This is a genomic window from Halomonas ventosae, assembly GCF_004363555.1.
Classification (GTDB): Bacteria; Pseudomonadota; Gammaproteobacteria; order Pseudomonadales; family Halomonadaceae; genus Halomonas; species Halomonas ventosae.
On record NZ_SNZJ01000007.1, the window covers coordinates 65,894 to 81,144 of the forward strand.

Sequence of the window (15,251 nt, forward strand, 5' to 3'; positions counted from 1 at the left end):
GCCGCTCCCCCCTTTCCCCTTCCATCCATAACGACAAGGTCACGACCATGACTGACAAGACACGCCCGCTTGGCATCACCGATGTCGTCCTGCGCGATGCCCACCAGTCGCTGTTCGCCACCCGCATGCGCCTCGATGACATGCTGCCCATCGCCGAGAAGCTCGACCGTGTCGGCTTCTGGTCGCTGGAGTCCTGGGGCGGGGCCACCTTCGACGCCTGTATCCGCTACCTCGGCGAGGATCCGTGGGAGCGGATACGGGCGTTGAAGGCCGCCATGCCCAACACCCCCCAGCAGATGCTGCTGCGCGGCCAGAACCTGCTCGGCTACCGTCACTACGCCGATGACGTGGTGGATAGGTTCGTCGAGCGAGCCAAGACCAACGGTGTCGACGTCTTCCGCGTCTTCGATGCCATGAACGACCCGCGTAACCTGGAGCGTGCCATCCAGGCCGTCCGCAAGGTCGAGGGCCACGCCCAGGGCACGCTCTCCTATACCGTGAGCCCGGTGCACACCCTGGACGGCTGGGTCGAGCTCGGCAAGACCATCGCCGCCATGGGCGCCGACTCCCTGGCGATCAAGGACATGGCCGGCCTGCTCAAGCCCTACGACGCCTATGAGCTGGTCACCAAGCTCAAGAAAGCGGTGGATATCCCCATCCACATGCAGTGCCACGCCACCACCGGCATGTCCACCGCCACCGCCCTCAAGGCCGCCGAGGCGGGCATCGACAACGTCGATACCGCCATCTCCTCGATGTCCATGACCTATGGCCACAGCCCCACCGAGTCGGTGGTGGCCATCCTCCAGGGCACCGAGCGCGACACCGGCCTCGACCTCGAACTGCTCGAGGAGATCGCCGCCTACTTCCGCGAGGTGCGCAAGAAGTACGCCGCCTTCGAGGGCTCGCTGAAGGGCATCGACTCGCGCATCCTGATCGCCCAGGTGCCGGGCGGCATGCTCACCAACATGGAAGGCCAGCTCAAGGAGCAGGGCGCCGGCGACAAGCTCGACGACGTGCTCAAGGAGATCCCGCGGGTCCGCGAGGACCTGGGCTTCATCCCGCTGGTCACCCCGACCTCGCAGATCGTCGGTACCCAGGCGGTGATGAACGTGATGATGGGCGAGCGCTACAAGTCGATCTCCAAGGAGGTCCAGGCGCTGCTCAAGGGCGAGTACGGCGCGGCCCCGGCGCCGTTCAACAAGGAGCTGCAGGCGCGCGTGCTCGAGGGGGGCGAGCCGATCACCTGCCGTCCGGCCGACCGGCTCGACCCGGAGATGGAGCGGCTGACCGCCGAGCTCAAGGAGAAGGCCAAGGCCGAGGGCATCCGCCTGGCCGAGGGCGAGCGCGAGATCGACGACGTGCTCACCTATGCGCTCTTCCCGCAGATCGGCCTGAAGTTCCTCAAGAACCGCGACAACCCCGAGGCCTTCGAGCCGGCGCCCCAGGCCCCCGGGAAGGAGGCGGCCGACGCCAGCTTGCCGGTCTCGTCGCAGAAGGGCGGGGCCGAGGCCAAGGCGCCGGCGACCCAGGGCGCGGTCCCGGCCGGCCCCGAGACCTATACCGTCAAGGTCAACGGCAAGCAGTACGTGGTCGAGGTCGCCGAGGGCGGCGAGGTCGGTGCCGTCCAGGAGCAGGCCGCGGCCGCCCAACCCGCCGAGAGTGCCCCCGCCGCCCCCAGCGGCGAGGCGATCACCGCGCCGCTGGCCGGCAACATCTTCAAGGTCAACGTGCGCCCCGGTGACGCGGTCGAGGAGGGCGATGTGGTGATCATCCTCGAGGCCATGAAGATGGAGACCGAGGTGCGCGCCACCGGTGCCGGCACCGTCTCCTCCGTCAATGTCAGCGAGGGCGACAGCGTCGCCGTCGGCGATGTCCTGATCGAGCTCTGAGGAAGGTACCCATGACGGAGAAGATACTGACGCTCTGGTACGGCTCGGGGCTCTACAACCTGAGCCCCGGCCAGGCGGTCATGGTGCTGGTGGGGCTGGGATTGCTCTACCTGGCCATCGCCAAGAAGTTCGAGCCGCTGCTGCTGGTGCCGATCGGCTTCGGCGGCATCCTGGCCAACATCCCCGAGGCGGGTCTGGCCCTGTCTGCCGCCGAGCAGGCGGCGCACCTGGCGCGGCCGGCGCTGCTCGAGCAGATGGCCGCGACGCTGCAACTGGGCCTCGACCCGGCCGCCGGCATCGAGGCCTGGCGCCACACCCTGACCGAGGCCCTGCATGGCGACCTCTCGCCGGCGCTGCTGCGCTCCGCCAACGACGTGGCCATGGACGCCGGCTTCGCCCACGGCATGCTCTACCAGTTCTACAGCGTGGCGATCGCCTCGGGCATCGCCCCGCTGGTGATCTTCATGGGCGTGGGGGCGATGACCGACTTCGGTCCGCTGCTGGCCAATCCCCGCACCCTCTTCCTGGGCGCGGCGGCGCAGTTCGGCATCTTCGCCACCCTGCTCGGCGCGGTGGGCATGTCGGCCATGGGCTGGATGGACTTCTCGCTCAACCAGGCCGCCGCCATCGGCATCATCGGCGGCGCCGACGGCCCCACCTCGATCTACGTGTCGAGCATCCTGGCCCCGGAGCTGCTGGGTGCCATCGCCGTGGCCTCCTACTCCTACATGGCGCTGGTGCCGCTGATCCAGCCGCCGATCATGAAGGCGCTGACCTCGAAGCGGGAGCGCGAGATCGTCATGACCCAGCTGCGGCCGGTGTCGAAGCTCGAGAAGATCGTCTTTCCGCTCAGCCTGCTGATCCTGGTGGTGCTCTTCCTGCCGGATGCGGCGCCGCTGCTGGGGATGTTCTGCTTCGGCAACCTGATGCGCGAGTGCGGGGTGGTGGAACGGCTCTCCGACACCGCCCAGAACGCGCTGATCAACATCGTGACCATCTTCCTCGGCCTCTCGGTGGGCTCCAAGCTGATGGCCGACCGCTTCCTGGCCCTGGAGACCCTGGGGATCCTGGCGCTGGGCATGGTGGCCTTCGCCATCGGCACCGCCTGCGGGATCCTGATGGCAAAGCTGATGAACACCGTGAGCCGCATGCCGATCAACCCGCTGATCGGCTCGGCGGGGGGCTCGGCGGTGCCCATGGCCGCAAGGGTCTCCAACAAGGTGGGGCTGGAGTCCAATCCCCACAACTTCCTGCTGATGCACGCCATGGGGCCCAACGTGGCCGGGGTGATCGGCTCGGCGGTGGCCGCCGGGGTGATGATCAAGTACCTCGGCTGAGGCCGGCGGTCCTGCCCCATCGAGAACGGCGCCTGCGGGCGCCGTTTTTGATGGTGGTGGCCGGGGAGCAGGATAGGGCGCTCAGTCGTCCGGGAGCAGGGCCAGGCGGCCGCGCAGGCGGGTCTCCAGCGCGCTGAGGTCGGCCGGCACGTCGCTGGGCCAGCCCACCGTGAGCACCACCCCGTCGGCGCCGTAGTCGGCCTGCGCGACCGGCACCTCCTGCTCGGCCAGCCAGGCCCGGGCCTCGGCCTCGCCGGCGAAGTCGACCCGCAGGCGCAGCGGGGTGCGCTCGACCACCGTGCGGCGCGGCAGGGCCTCCAGGCCTTCGGCGACGGCGCGGGAGTAGGCGCGCGCCAGGCCGCCGGTGCCGAGCTTGGTGCCGCCGAAGTAGCGGGTGACCACGCAGCCCACCTGGCCGAGGCCGGCGCCCTCCAGCACCTGGAACATGGGGCGCCCGGCGGTGCCGCCGGGCTCGCCGTCGTCGGAGAAGCCGATGGCGGTCTGCTCGCCGGGCGGGCCGGCGATGAAGGCGCTGCAGTGGTGGCTGGCGCCGGGGTGGGTGCGGCGCGCCTCGGCCAGCAACGCCTCGAAGGCGGCGCTGTCCGGCGCATGGCAGAGCCAGGTGATGAAGCGGCTCTTCTCCACCTCCAGTTCGCTCTCCTGCCAGCGTCCGGCGGGGACATCGGGGACGGCATAGCGCATCAGGCGGCCAGCTCCGCCTGGCGCACCACGCCCATCACCAGGCCGATCACCTGGATATCGTCGTTGCGCAGGTAGATGGGCGCCATGCGCTCGTTGGCCGGCTGCAGGCGCACGCCGGACTTCTCGATGTAGAGCTTCTTCAGGGTGACCTCCTGGTCGTTGATCATCACCACCGCGGTCTCGCCGTTCTCGGCGCTCTCCCGGCGCTCGATGATGATCACATCCCCGTCGAAGATGTTGCAATCGACCATGGAGTCGCCGCGCACCCGCAGGGCATAGGTATTGCGGCGCACCATCCGCGTGGGCACCTGGATGCTGCCGGCCTCGGGACAGGCCTCGATGGGCATGCCCGCCGAGACGCGACCGAGCAGCGGGATCTCGGTCAGGTCGTCCGCTTCGATGGCCGCCCAGGACCGGGCCAGCGGGAGGTTGGGGCGGCGTTCCAGGTACTGCGGTGTGACGTTGGGCATGCGATGTCTCCCCTGTCGTCGAAACCTGTCGATACATACAGTGTTTCACGAGCATAGCAGCGGGCCCGGATCTGGCAAGGGCTGGCGGTCCACGCAAGGCTTGACCCAGGGCAAGTGCGACCGGCTGACGCAGACGGCGCGACTGGTAGCCAGGGCCCTTTCCGTGTAGAGTTCCGGGCGAAATTACCCATGCCGGGAGAGTGCCTTGAGCCTGCGTCTGCAAGCCCGAAAGCTGGCCTGTGAGCGGGACGATCGCTGGCTGTTCCGGGACCTTGACCTGGACATCCATGCCGGCGAGATCGTGCGTGTGGAGGGTCCCAACGGCAGTGGCAAGACCACCCTGCTGAAGATCCTTTCCGGGCAGCTGGCCGACTTCCAGGGCGAGCTCTACTGGAACGACCATCCCATGCGGCGCACGCGCCAGGACTTCCTGGCCAACCTGCTCTACCTGGGCCATGCGCCGGGGGTCAAGGCGGCGCTGACGCCGCTGGAGAACCTGGCCTGGTACCAGGCCCTGGCGGGCGAGCCCGACGACGAGGCCGCGCGCTTCAAGGCCCTGGCGGCGGTGGGGCTCGCCGGTTTCGAGGACCTGCCCGCCGGCCAGCTCTCCGCCGGCCAGCAGCGCCGGGTGGCCCTGGCCCGGCTGGAGCTGATCCCGCGTCCGCTCTGGGTGCTCGACGAGCCTTTCACCGCCATCGACCGCGACGGCGTGGCGGCCCTCGAGGGCCGCCTGGCGGCCCATGCCCGGCGCGGCGGTTGCGTGCTGGTCACCACCCACCACGAGCTGGCCGATTCTCCGGCACTGCGGCGCATCCGGCTGGGGCAGGGGGGTGACGATGCCGCACTCTGAGTCGCGCCTTGCGCAGGAGCCGGGTGACATGCCGCTGTTCCGGGAACCCGAGGGCGGCGCCGGGGTCGCAATCCGAGCGACGCTGAAGCGTGACCTGGTGCTGATGATGCGCCGGCGCAGCGAGGTGCTCAACCCGCTGGTGTTCTTCGCTCTGGTGATCACCCTGTTCCCGATCGGCATCTCGCCGGACCCTGAGCTGCTGGCGACCATCGCCCCGGGCCTGCTGTGGGTCGCGGCGCTGCTCGCGGCGCTGCTCTCCCTGGACAGCCTGTTTCGCAGCGACTACGACGACGGCTCCCTGGAGCAACTGCTGCTCTCGCCCCAGCCGCTGCCGGCGCTGGCGCTGGCCAAGGTGGCGGTGCACTGGCTGCTCACCGGCCTGCCGCTGGCGCTGATGGCGCCGCTGCTGGGCATCATGCTGTCGCTGCCGGCGGGCAGCTATGCGGTGCTGGCACTGTCGCTGGCGCTGGGCAGTGCCAGCCTGAGCCTGATCGGTGCCATCGGGGCGGCGCTGACCGTGGGGCTCGCGCGGGGTGGCGTGCTGCTCTCGCTGCTGGTGCTGCCCCTCTACATCCCGGTGCTGATCTTCGGCGCCGGGGCCGTGCAGGCGGCGATCCTCGGCGATGGCGTCTCCGCGCACCTGGCCATCCTGGGTGCGCTCCTGGCAGTGGCGCTGAGCCTCGCCCCCTGGGCGATCGCGGCGTCACTGCGCATCAGTATCAACGGTTGAGGACAACAATCGGCATGTGGGCCTTCATACACAAGCTCGGCTCCCCCAAGTGGTTCTACGCCATCAGCGAGCGCCTGCAGCCCTGGTTCTGGGTGGCGGCGGCGGTGCTGATCCTGGTCGGCAGCGCCTGGGGGCTGGCCTTCGCCCCGGCGGACTACCAGCAGGGCAACAGCTTCCGCATCATCTACGTGCACGTGCCGGCGGCCTTCCTGGCCCAGTCGATCTTCGTCAGCATGGCGGTGGCCGGCTTCATCTATATGGTCTGGAAGATCAAGATCGCCGACATGGCGGCAGCGATGATGGCCCCGCTGGGCGCCGCCATGACCTTCGTGGCGCTGTTCTCCGGCGCGGTGTGGGGCGTGCCGACCTGGGGCACCTGGTGGATGTGGGACGCGCGCCTCACCTCGATGCTTATCCTGCTGTTCCTCTACTTCGGCGTCATCGCCCTGCGTGGCGCCTTCTCCAGCCGCGACAGCGCCTCTCGGGCCGCCTCGGTGCTGGCCATGGTCGGGGTGATCAACATCCCCATCATCAAGTACTCGGTGGACTGGTGGTACACCCTGCACCAGCCGGCCACCTTCAGCGTCACCTCGCGTCCGGCCATGCCGATGGAGATGTGGGCCCCGCTGCTGATCATGGTGCTGGGTTTCTACAGCTTCTTCATCGCGGTGACCCTGATGCGCACCCGCAGCGAGATCCTGCGTCGTGAGGCGAGCAAGCGCTGGGTGCGCGAACTGGCCGGGGAGGTGAGCTGATGGCATTCGATTCCCTGTCGGCCTTCCTGGCCATGGGCGGCCATGGCGTCTACGTCTGGGCGGCCTGGGGCGTCACCGGGCTGCTGCTGGTGGGCGTGGTGCTCCATGCCCGAGCCGAGCGTCGCGCGCTGCTGCGCGACCTGCGTCGCCGGGCGCGTCGCGCGCAGCACCACGGCGCCCCGGGCGCCGCCGCGACACCGGTTTCACATCAAGAGGGCCATGCCCGTGAGAGCTAAACGCAAGCAGAAGCTGTTCGTGATCCTGGGGCTGGTCTCGCTGGCCGCCATCGCCGTGGGCCTGACCCTCTACGCCCTGCGCAGCAACATCAACCTCTTCTTCAGCCCGGTGCAGATCGCCGCCGGGGATGCCCCCCTGGAGCGCCAGATCCGTGCCGGCGGCATGGTCAAGGAGGGCTCGGTGGATCGCGACAAGGAGAGCCTCGAGGTGACCTTCACCGTCACCGACTATGTCGACGACCTCGAGGTGCGCTACAGCGGCATCCTGCCCGACCTCTTCCGTGAGGGGCAGGGCGTGGTGGTGGTCGGCCAGCTCCAGCAGGGCGGCTGGCTGCGGGCCGACCAGGTGCTGGCGCGTCACGACGAGAACTACATGCCCCCCGAGGTGGCCCAGGCGCTGGAGGAAGCCGGCTACTCGCCGGAGGACTACCAGGCCAAGGCGGCCGAGGTGGGCAAACGACTGGACGCCCAGGGCGACGGCGCCAGCCAGAACTGATCCGGAGTGCCCATGCAGACCCTGATGATCCCCGAAATCGGCCACTACGCCCTGATCATTGCGCTGCTGATGGCGCTGGTCCAGGGGGTGATGCCGCTCGCCGGGGCGGCCACCCGCCGCCCGCTGTGGATGGCCTACGCGCGTCCCATGGCCACCGGCCAGTTCCTCTTCCTGGCCATCGCCTACGCCTGCCTGACCGCCAGCTACCTGCTGGACGACTTCAGCGTGGCCAACGTGGCCAACAACTCCAACTCGATGCTGCCCTGGTACTACAAGGCCAGCGCCGTATGGGGCAACCACGAGGGGTCGGTGCTGCTGTGGAGCTTGATCCTGGCCGCCTGGGGCTTCGCGGTCAGCCGCTTCTCGCGGGAGCTGCCCCGCGACATGCTGGCCCGGGTGATGGGGGTGATGGGGCTGGTCAGCGTCGGCTTCCTGGCCTTCGTGCTGATCACCTCCAACCCCTTCGAGCGGCTGCTGCCCAACGTCCCCCAGGATGGCGCCGACCTCAACCCGCTGCTGCAGGACTTCGGCCTGATCGTCCACCCGCCGATGCTCTACATGGGCTACGTGGGCTTCTCGGTGGTCTTCGCCTTCGCCATCGCCGCCCTGCTGGGCGGACGCCTGGATGCGGCCTGGACCCGCTGGGCGCGGCCCTGGACCAATATCGCCTGGGCCTTCCTCACCGTGGGTATCGCCCTGGGCAGCTGGTGGGCATACTACGAGCTGGGCTGGGGCGGCTGGTGGTTCTGGGACCCGGTCGAGAATGCCTCGCTGCTGCCGTGGCTTGCCGGCACGGCGCTGATCCACTCCCTGGCGGTGACCGAGAAGCGCGGCGCCTTCAAGAGCTGGACGGTGCTGCTGGCGATCACCACCTTCTCGCTGTCGCTGATGGGGACCTTCCTGGTGCGCTCTGGGGTGCTCACCTCGGTACATGCCTTCGCCAACGACCCCTCCCGCGGGCTCTTCATCCTGGTGCTGCTGGGCATCACCGTGGGGCTCTCGCTGCTGCTGTTCGCGCTGCGCGCCCCGCGCGTCAGCCACCAGGTGGGCTTCAGCTGGCTCTCCCGTGACGCCCTGCTGCTGATCAACAACATCCTGCTGGTGATCATGACCGTCACGGTACTGCTCGGCACGGTCTACCCGCTGCTGCTCGACGCCCTGAACCTGGGCAAGATCAGCGTGGGCCCCCCCTACTTCAATGCGCTCTTCGTGCCGCTGACGGTGATCCTCTGCCTGTTCATGGGGCTGGGTCCCCTGGCGCGCTGGAAGCATACCCCGGCCCGCGAGCTCTTCCGGCGCAGCTGGATTGCCGGCCTGGCGGCCCTGGTGGTCGGCGCGGTCGCACCGCTGCTCTATCGCGGCGAGTGGAACCTCAAGGTGAGCCTGGGCGTGGTGGTCGCCCTGTGGATCGTGCTGCCCATGGCCCGCGACCTCTGGGCAAAGTCTCGCCACTCCGGCGGCCGCGTGGCCGGCCTCCGGCGCCTCTCGCTGGCCTATTGGGGCATGATCCTCGGCCACCTGGGCATCGCGGTGACCATCATCGGCGTCACCGTGGTCTCCAACTACGCCATCGAGCGCAACGTGCGCATGGGCGTGGGCGACAGCGTCGAGGTGGTCGGTTACACCTTCACCATGACCGAGCTCGCCAACCGCCGGGGGCCGAACTACCTGGCGGACGCCGCCGAGATCGAGGTGCGACGCGGCGACAGCCAGCGCAGCTTCACCATGACCCCCGAGAAGCGCCTCTACATCGCCCGCGGCATGCCGATGACCCAGGTCGCGCTGCGCCCCGGCCTGTTCCGTGACCTCTACGTGGCCATGGGCGAGGACCTGGAGGACGGCAGCTGGGCGATGCGCATCCAGTACAAGCCCTTCGTGCGCTGGCTGTGGCTCGGGGCGCTGCTGATGGCCGCCGGCGGGGTGCTGGCCGTGGCGGACCGCCGCTACCGGCGCACCGTGACGGCCCGCGACCCGGAGCGCGCCGTGGCCGCCGAGCCCCGGGAGGCCACCACATGAAGCGTCGCCTGCTGCTGCTGCTGCCGCTGGCCGGCTTCCTGGTGCTCGGCGCCTTCCTCTACATGGGGCTCTCGATCAATCCCTTCGAGCGCGACTCGGCGCTGATGGCGAGGGAGTTCCCGGCCTTCGAGCTCACCACCCTCGAGGATCCCGAGCGGGTGGTGGATGCCTCGCTGCTCGAGGGCGAGGTCACCCTGGTCAACGTCTGGGGCGAGTGGTGCCCGACCTGCAAGCAGGAGATGCCGCAGCTGCTCGATCTCGCCGAGCGCGGCGTGCGCCTGGTGGGGGTCGACTACAAGGACACCCGGGAGAAGGGGCGCGAGTTCCTCACCGAGTTCGGCAACCCCTTCGAGGTCAACATCTTCGACCCCGAGGGCAGCCTGGGCTTCGACCTGGGCGTCTACGGCGCCCCGGAGACCTTCCTGGTCGACCGCGAGGGCATCATCCGCTATCACCATACCGGCTACATCCGGCCGGAGGACGTGCGCGAGACGATACTGCCGGAGGTGGAAAGATGGCGCTGATCACCCGACTGCTGCTGTGTGCCCTGCTGCTTTGGCCTGCCCTGGGCCAGGCGGCGGTGGAGGTGCGCGAGTTCGACGACCCGGTCACCGAGCAGCGCTACCGCGACCTCACCGCGACCCTGCGCTGCCCCAAGTGCGAGAACCAGGCTATCGACGACTCCGACTCGCCCATCGCCGGCGACATGCGTGAGCGGGTCTATCTCCAGCTCCAGGATGGCCGTTCCGACAAGGAGATCCTCGACTTCATGGTCAACCGCTTCGGTGACTATGTGCTCTACAACCCGCGTCTCGAGGGCCGCACCCTGCTGCTGTGGGGGCTTCCCGCCGGCCTGGTGCTGCTGGGCGCCCTGGTGGTGGTGCTCATGGTGCGCGCCCGTCGGCGCACCTCGGCCCGCGACCTGAGCGCCGAGGAGCGGGCGCGACTGGATGCCCTGATCAAACGCGAGAGGACCGAATGACCCTGCTATGGATCGCCCTTGCCGTCCTGCTGCTGCCGGCCCTGTGGCTGCTGGTGGCTCCCCTGCGGCGTGCCGCCGCCGTGAGCGCCGCCCAGCGCGACCATGAGGCCAACGACCGCACGACCGACCAGAACCTGGCCATCTACCGCCGTCGGCTGGCCTCGCTGGAGGCGGCCCGGGAGCGGGGCGACATCGACCAGTCACGCTTCGATGAGGACCGCCTGGAGCTCGAGCGTAGCCTGCTCGAGGATACCGAGCGCCTGCAGCGCGCGCCGCTGAAGCCGGCCGCGTCCGGCAAGCTGGCGGTGCCGGTGGTGATGGTGGCCGTGGTGCTGGCCAGCCTCGCCTGGTACCTCCAGGAGGGGGCGGAGGGCGACCTCACCCTCTACACGGTCCAGCAGCAGGTGATGAACGACTCCGAGGCCTCGCTGCCGATGCTGATCGAGCGGCTCGAGGGGCAGGCCGCCCGTCAGCCCGACAACCCCAATGTCTGGCGGGCACTGTTCCCGCTCTACCGGGACAGCGGACGCATCGCCGAGGCCACCCGCGCCCTGGAGCGACTGATCGAGCTCGAGGGGCGCCAGCCCTGGCTGCTGGCCGAGCTGGCCCAGATCCGCTATTTCGCCGCCGGCCGCGAGATGACCGACGAGGTCCAGGCGCTGGTCGACGAGGTGCTGGAGATGGATCCCGCCCAGCCCACGGTGCTCGGCATGCTCGGTATCGATGCCTTCGAGAGCGGCGACTTCGAGACCGCCATCGACCGGTGGCGCCGGGCCATCGCCGGCATGGATGACCCCGACACCGCCGACGCCCTGCGCCAGGGCATCCGCGTCGCCCAGCAGCGCCTGGGGATTGCCCCGGAGGAGTCCGAGCAGGCCGTCGCCGAGGGGCCCGGCATCGCCGTCCGGGTTCGCCTGGCGGATGACCTCGCCGGCCGGCTCGACGATGGCGCCACCGTCTTCGTGGTGGCCCGCGACCTCGAGGGGGAGCTGCCGCCGCTGGCCGTGGCCCGGGCCCGGCTGGACGAGCTCCCGCTGACCGTGGTGCTTGACGACTCTCGCTCCATGTCTCCCCAGGCGCGGATCTCCCAGGTGGACCAGGCGCGGCTGATGGTGCGTGTCTCGGAGAGCGGCCAGGCCACGCCCCAGCCCGGCGACCTGCTCGGTACCCTCGAGGGGGCGACGGTGGGGGAGACCGATGGCGAGCCCGTCGAGGTGGTGATCGACCGGGTCGTCGAGTAAGCCCATGCGCCTGAAGTCGATCCGCCTGGTGGGGTTCAAGTCCTTCGTCGACCCGGTCAGCGTGCCCTTCGACGGCAACATGACCGCCATCGTGGGGCCCAACGGCTGCGGCAAGTCCAACATCATCGACGCAGTGCGCTGGGTGATGGGGGAGTCGTCGGCCAAGACCCTGCGCGGCGAGTCGATGACCGACGTCATCTTCAACGGCTCCACTGGCCGCAAGCCGGTGGGGCTCGCCTCCATCGAGCTGCTCTTCGACAACCGTGACGGCGCCATGGGCGGCGCCTATGCCCAGTACGCCGAGATCGCCGTCAAGCGCCAGGTCACCCGCGACGCCCAGTCCAGCTACTTCTTCAACGGCCAGAAGTGCCGTCGCCGCGACATCGCCGACCTCTTCCTGGGCACCGGCCTGGGGCCGCGCTCCTATGCCATCATCGGCCAGGGCATGATCTCGCGGCTGATCGAGGCCCGCCCCGAGGAGCTGCGCGCGACCCTCGAGGAGGCCGCCGGCATCTCGAAGTACAAGGAGCGTCGCCGCGAGACCGAGAACCGCATGCGGCGCACCCAGGAGAACCTGGAGCGCCTGGAGGACATCCGCGAGGAGCTCGACAAGCAGCTCGAGCGGCTCAAGCGCCAGGCCGAGGCGGCGCGTCGCTACCAGACCCTCAAGCAGGAGGAACACCGTCTCAAGGGCGAGCTGGCGCTGCTGCGGGGGCGCGCCCTGCGCGCCAGCCAGACCGAGGAGGAGACCCGCGTCCGCGAGCTGGAGACCGCCGTGGAGCGCGAGGTGCTGGGCATGCGCCAGGCCGAGAGCCGCCTGGAGGAGGCCCGCGCCGAGCATGACCGCCTGGCCACCGAGCTCGACGGCCGGCAGTCGCGCTTCTACGAGACCACCACCGCCATCGCCCGCCTGGAGCAGGACCTGGAGCACACCCGTGCCCGGGACCAGCAGCTGGCCCGGGACCTCGAGGCCGCCCGAGGCGAGCTCGCCGAGCTTGCCCGCCTCGGCGACGACGACGGCGAACGCCTGGCTCGCCTGGACGAGCGCCTCGAGACCCTGGGGCCGGAGCAGGAGGAGGTGGCCGAGCAGCTCGCCGAGCTGGAGGCCGCCCTGGAGGAGGCCGAGCCCCGGACCGAGGAGGCCGACGCCGCCTGGGAGAGCTTCGGCGAGCGCTGGCAGGCACAGAGCCGCGAGGCGGAGCGCGCCCAGGACCGGCTTCGCGACCTGGAGAGTCGGCTCGAGCAGCTGGCCACCGACGAGCGCCGCCGTCGCCAGCAGCACGAGGAGCTGCCCGATATCGCCGGCCTGGGTGAGCAGCGCCGTGAGCTGGCCGAACGTCATGCCGAGCTCGAGGAACGCCTGGCCGAGCTCGAGGCGCAGCGCGGCGAGCACCAGGCCAGCCGCGACGGCGCCCGGGAGCAGGTGCGGGAGGCCGAGGCGGCCCGCGAGGCCGAGCGCCAGCGGCGCAGCACCCTGCAGGGCGAGCTGGCCTCGCTGGAGGCGCTGATCCAGGCGGCCCTGGCCGACCACGACGAGGCGCTGGATGCCCACCTGGCCGCGCATGGCCTGGCACAGCAGCCCCGCCTCGGCGAGGCCCTCGAAGTCGAACCCGGCTGGGAGGAGGCGGTCTCCTGGGTGCTGGCGCCCTGGCTGCGTGCGCGACTGGTGTCGCTGCCCGGGGCCCGCGAGGCCCTGGCCACGCCGCCGGACGCCGAGCTCGGCCTGCTCGAGGCCGAGGCGTCGCCTGCCCCGGCCGACAGCCTGGCGGCCCGGGTGCGCGGCGCCGGTGCGGCCGGCCAGTGGCTGGCCGGCATCCGCTGCGTCGCCGACCGCGAGGCGGCCTGGTCGGGCCGAGAGGGCCTGGCAGCCGGCGAGAGCCTGGTTACCCCCGACGGTCTCTGGCTGGGACGTGGCTGGGTGCGCCACCGTGGCGCCGGCAACGGCCCGGATGCCCTGCTGGTCAGCCGGCGCCGCGAGGCGGAGGTGCGCGAGGCGCTGGCTGAGGTGGAGGCCCGCCTCGCCGACCAGGACCGCCACCTCGAGGCGGCTGCGGCCAAGGTCGAGCAGGCCGAGGCGGACCTGGAGCGGGCACGACTCGAGGAGCGCGAGCTCGAGCAGCAACGCCAGCAGCTGGCGGTGCAGGAGAGCGGGCTGGCCAGCCGGCTCGAGCACCTGGAGGGGCGCGCCGCCGAACTCGCCGAGGAGCTCGAGGGCATGGCCGAGTCCCGCGAGGAGGCCCTGCTGGCCCTGGAGGAGTCACGCGAGCAGTGGCAGGCGGCGATGGCGCGGCTGGAGGAGGGGGCCGAGACCCGCGAGAGGCTCGAGCGGGAGCGCCGCGAGGCCCGCGAGGCGCTGGCCGCGCTGCGGGCACGGCAGCGCCCCCTGGCCGAGCAGGTCCAGCGCCTGGCCCTGGAGCAGGAGCGCACCGCCACTGAACGCAACGGGCTGGCCGAGCAGCTGGGCCGGGCCGGCGAGTCGCGGGAGCGCCTCGCGTTGCGCTGCGCCGAGCTCGAGGAGGCGCGCGAGGGGCTTCATGAGCCCGACGAGGAGCGTCGCGAGCGACTCGACGAGCTGCTGGAGCGCCGCGAGCGCGAGGAGCGGGTGCTCAACGAGACCCGTACCCGGGCTGCCGAGCTGGTCGAGCGGCTGCGCGAGGACGAACAGGCCCGCCAGGGCCACGAGCGCAGCCTCGAGGGCATCCGCGAGCGCCTCCAGGAATCGCGCATGCAGGTCCAGGCGCTCTCCCTCAAGGCCGAGGCCCAGGACGAGCAGCTCGCCGAGCTGAACCACGACCCCGCGAGCTTGTCCGATTCCCTTGACCCCAACGCCACCGAGTCCGCCTGGCAGGCCCGGCTGGAGGAGGTCGGCGAGCGCGTCCGCCGGCTGGGGGCCATCAACCTGGCGGCCATCGAGGAGTACGACCAGCAGGCCGAGCGGCGCGACTACCTGGAGGCCCAGCATACCGAGCTCTCCGAGGCACTGGAGACTCTGGATCGGGCCATCCGGCGTATTGACCAGGAAACCCGGACGCGATTCCGCGACACCTTCGAGCGAGTCAATGCCGGCCTGCAGGCACTTTTCCCACGGGTATTCGGCGGGGGAACCGCGTGGTTGACCCTGACCGGCGAGGATTTGCTGGAAACGGGGGTGGCCATCATGGCGCGGCCCCCCGGCAAGAAGAACAGCACCATTCATCTCCTGTCCGGTGGGGAAAAGGCCCTCACCGCCCTGTCGATGGTATTTGCCATCTTCCAGCTCAATCCGGCGCCCTTCTGCATGCTCGACGAGGTGGATGCCCCGCTGGATGATGCCAATGTGGGGCGCTACGCCAAGCTGGTGAAGGAGATGTCCGACACCGTCCAGTTCATCTACATCACCCACAACAAGATCGCCATGGAGGCATCGGAACGCTTGATGGGGGTGACCATGCAGGAGCCCGGGGTGTCACGCCTGGTGTCGGTCGGCGTCGAGGAGGCCGCAGCCCTGGCCGAGGCCTGACGGGCTTGAACGTGAACGGCAAACGGGTTAACAAGGAAGACAATG

General features: G+C 70.1%; 14 protein-coding genes. 12 read left to right on the plus strand and 2 right to left on the minus strand.

Features of this window, described 5'->3' with window-relative positions:
- The first annotated feature begins 47 nt into the window (after positions 1–47).
- Together oadA and DFP85_RS07645 are read left to right on the plus strand one after the other, a co-directional pair.
- Complete coding sequence (oadA, locus tag DFP85_RS07640) at positions 48–1,892, plus strand: sodium-extruding oxaloacetate decarboxylase subunit alpha (RefSeq protein ID WP_133635710.1); 1,845 nt, start codon at positions 48–50, stop codon at positions 1,890–1,892.
- A gap of 11 nt (positions 1,893–1,903) precedes the next feature.
- On the plus strand, positions 1,904–3,229 hold the full coding sequence (locus tag DFP85_RS07645) for a sodium ion-translocating decarboxylase subunit beta (RefSeq protein ID WP_133635711.1): 1,326 nt from the start codon (positions 1,904–1,906) through the stop codon (positions 3,227–3,229).
- Positions 3,230–3,310: 81 nt separating this feature from the next.
- On the opposite strand, the gene DFP85_RS07650 is transcribed toward DFP85_RS07645, so the two are convergent.
- Together DFP85_RS07650 and lexA are read right to left on the minus strand one after the other, a co-directional pair.
- The gene (locus DFP85_RS07650; protein WP_133635712.1) at positions 3,311–3,931 is read right to left on the minus strand and encodes an IMPACT family protein; all 621 of its coding nucleotides are present in this window, start codon (positions 3,929–3,931) and stop codon (positions 3,311–3,313) included.
- Positions 3,931–4,401, minus strand: coding sequence for a transcriptional repressor LexA (lexA, locus tag DFP85_RS07655; RefSeq protein ID WP_133635713.1), 471 nt, complete (start codon positions 4,399–4,401; stop codon positions 3,931–3,933). Before lexA ends, DFP85_RS07650 begins: the two co-directional genes overlap by 1 nt.
- Before the next feature lie 205 nt (positions 4,402–4,606).
- On the opposite strand from lexA, the gene ccmA reads away from it, so the two are divergent.
- Genes ccmA through smc form a run of 10 tightly spaced genes read left to right on the plus strand, consistent with a single transcriptional unit; the run spans position 4,607 to position 15,206 of the window.
- Complete coding sequence (ccmA, locus tag DFP85_RS07660; RefSeq protein ID WP_133635714.1) at positions 4,607–5,251, plus strand: cytochrome c biogenesis heme-transporting ATPase CcmA; 645 nt, start codon at positions 4,607–4,609, stop codon at positions 5,249–5,251.
- Between the two features lie 28 nt (positions 5,252–5,279).
- Positions 5,280–5,981: a heme exporter protein CcmB gene (gene ccmB / locus DFP85_RS07665; RefSeq protein ID WP_106230490.1), complete on the plus strand. Its 702-nt coding sequence runs from the start codon at positions 5,280–5,282 to the stop codon at positions 5,979–5,981.
- 14 nt (positions 5,982–5,995) lie between these two features.
- Positions 5,996–6,736: a heme ABC transporter permease gene (locus DFP85_RS07670; protein WP_133635715.1), complete on the plus strand. Its 741-nt coding sequence runs from the start codon at positions 5,996–5,998 to the stop codon at positions 6,734–6,736.
- Complete coding sequence (gene ccmD, locus DFP85_RS07675; protein ID WP_133635716.1) at positions 6,736–6,972, plus strand: heme exporter protein CcmD; 237 nt, start codon at positions 6,736–6,738, stop codon at positions 6,970–6,972. The genes DFP85_RS07670 and ccmD overlap by 1 nt, the downstream gene beginning before the upstream one ends.
- The gene (gene ccmE, locus DFP85_RS07680; RefSeq protein WP_133635717.1) at positions 6,962–7,468 is read left to right on the plus strand and encodes a cytochrome c maturation protein CcmE; all 507 of its coding nucleotides are present in this window, start codon (positions 6,962–6,964) and stop codon (positions 7,466–7,468) included. Before ccmD ends, ccmE begins: the two co-directional genes overlap by 11 nt.
- A gap of 24 nt (positions 7,469–7,492) precedes the next feature.
- Positions 7,493–9,484 carry a heme lyase CcmF/NrfE family subunit gene (locus DFP85_RS07685; protein ID WP_166644622.1) on the plus strand — a complete coding sequence of 664 codons (1,992 nt, stop codon included), beginning with the start codon at positions 7,493–7,495 and terminating at the stop codon, positions 9,482–9,484.
- Positions 9,481–10,008 carry a DsbE family thiol:disulfide interchange protein gene (locus tag DFP85_RS07690; RefSeq protein WP_133635719.1) on the plus strand — a complete coding sequence of 176 codons (528 nt, stop codon included), beginning with the start codon at positions 9,481–9,483 and terminating at the stop codon, positions 10,006–10,008. Before DFP85_RS07685 ends, DFP85_RS07690 begins: the two co-directional genes overlap by 4 nt.
- A complete protein-coding gene (locus DFP85_RS07695) occupies positions 9,999–10,466 on the plus strand; it encodes a cytochrome c-type biogenesis protein (RefSeq protein WP_133635720.1) in 468 nt (155 codons plus the stop codon). The genes DFP85_RS07690 and DFP85_RS07695 overlap by 10 nt, the downstream gene beginning before the upstream one ends.
- Positions 10,463–11,707 (plus strand): c-type cytochrome biogenesis protein CcmI, encoded by a 1,245-nt coding sequence (gene ccmI / locus DFP85_RS07700; RefSeq protein WP_133635721.1) that lies wholly within the window; start codon positions 10,463–10,465, stop codon positions 11,705–11,707. Before DFP85_RS07695 ends, ccmI begins: the two co-directional genes overlap by 4 nt.
- A 4-nt stretch (positions 11,708–11,711) precedes the next feature.
- Positions 11,712–15,206 (plus strand): chromosome segregation protein SMC, encoded by a 3,495-nt coding sequence (smc, locus tag DFP85_RS07705; RefSeq protein WP_133635722.1) that lies wholly within the window; start codon positions 11,712–11,714, stop codon positions 15,204–15,206.
- Positions 15,207–15,251 lie beyond the last annotated feature (45 nt).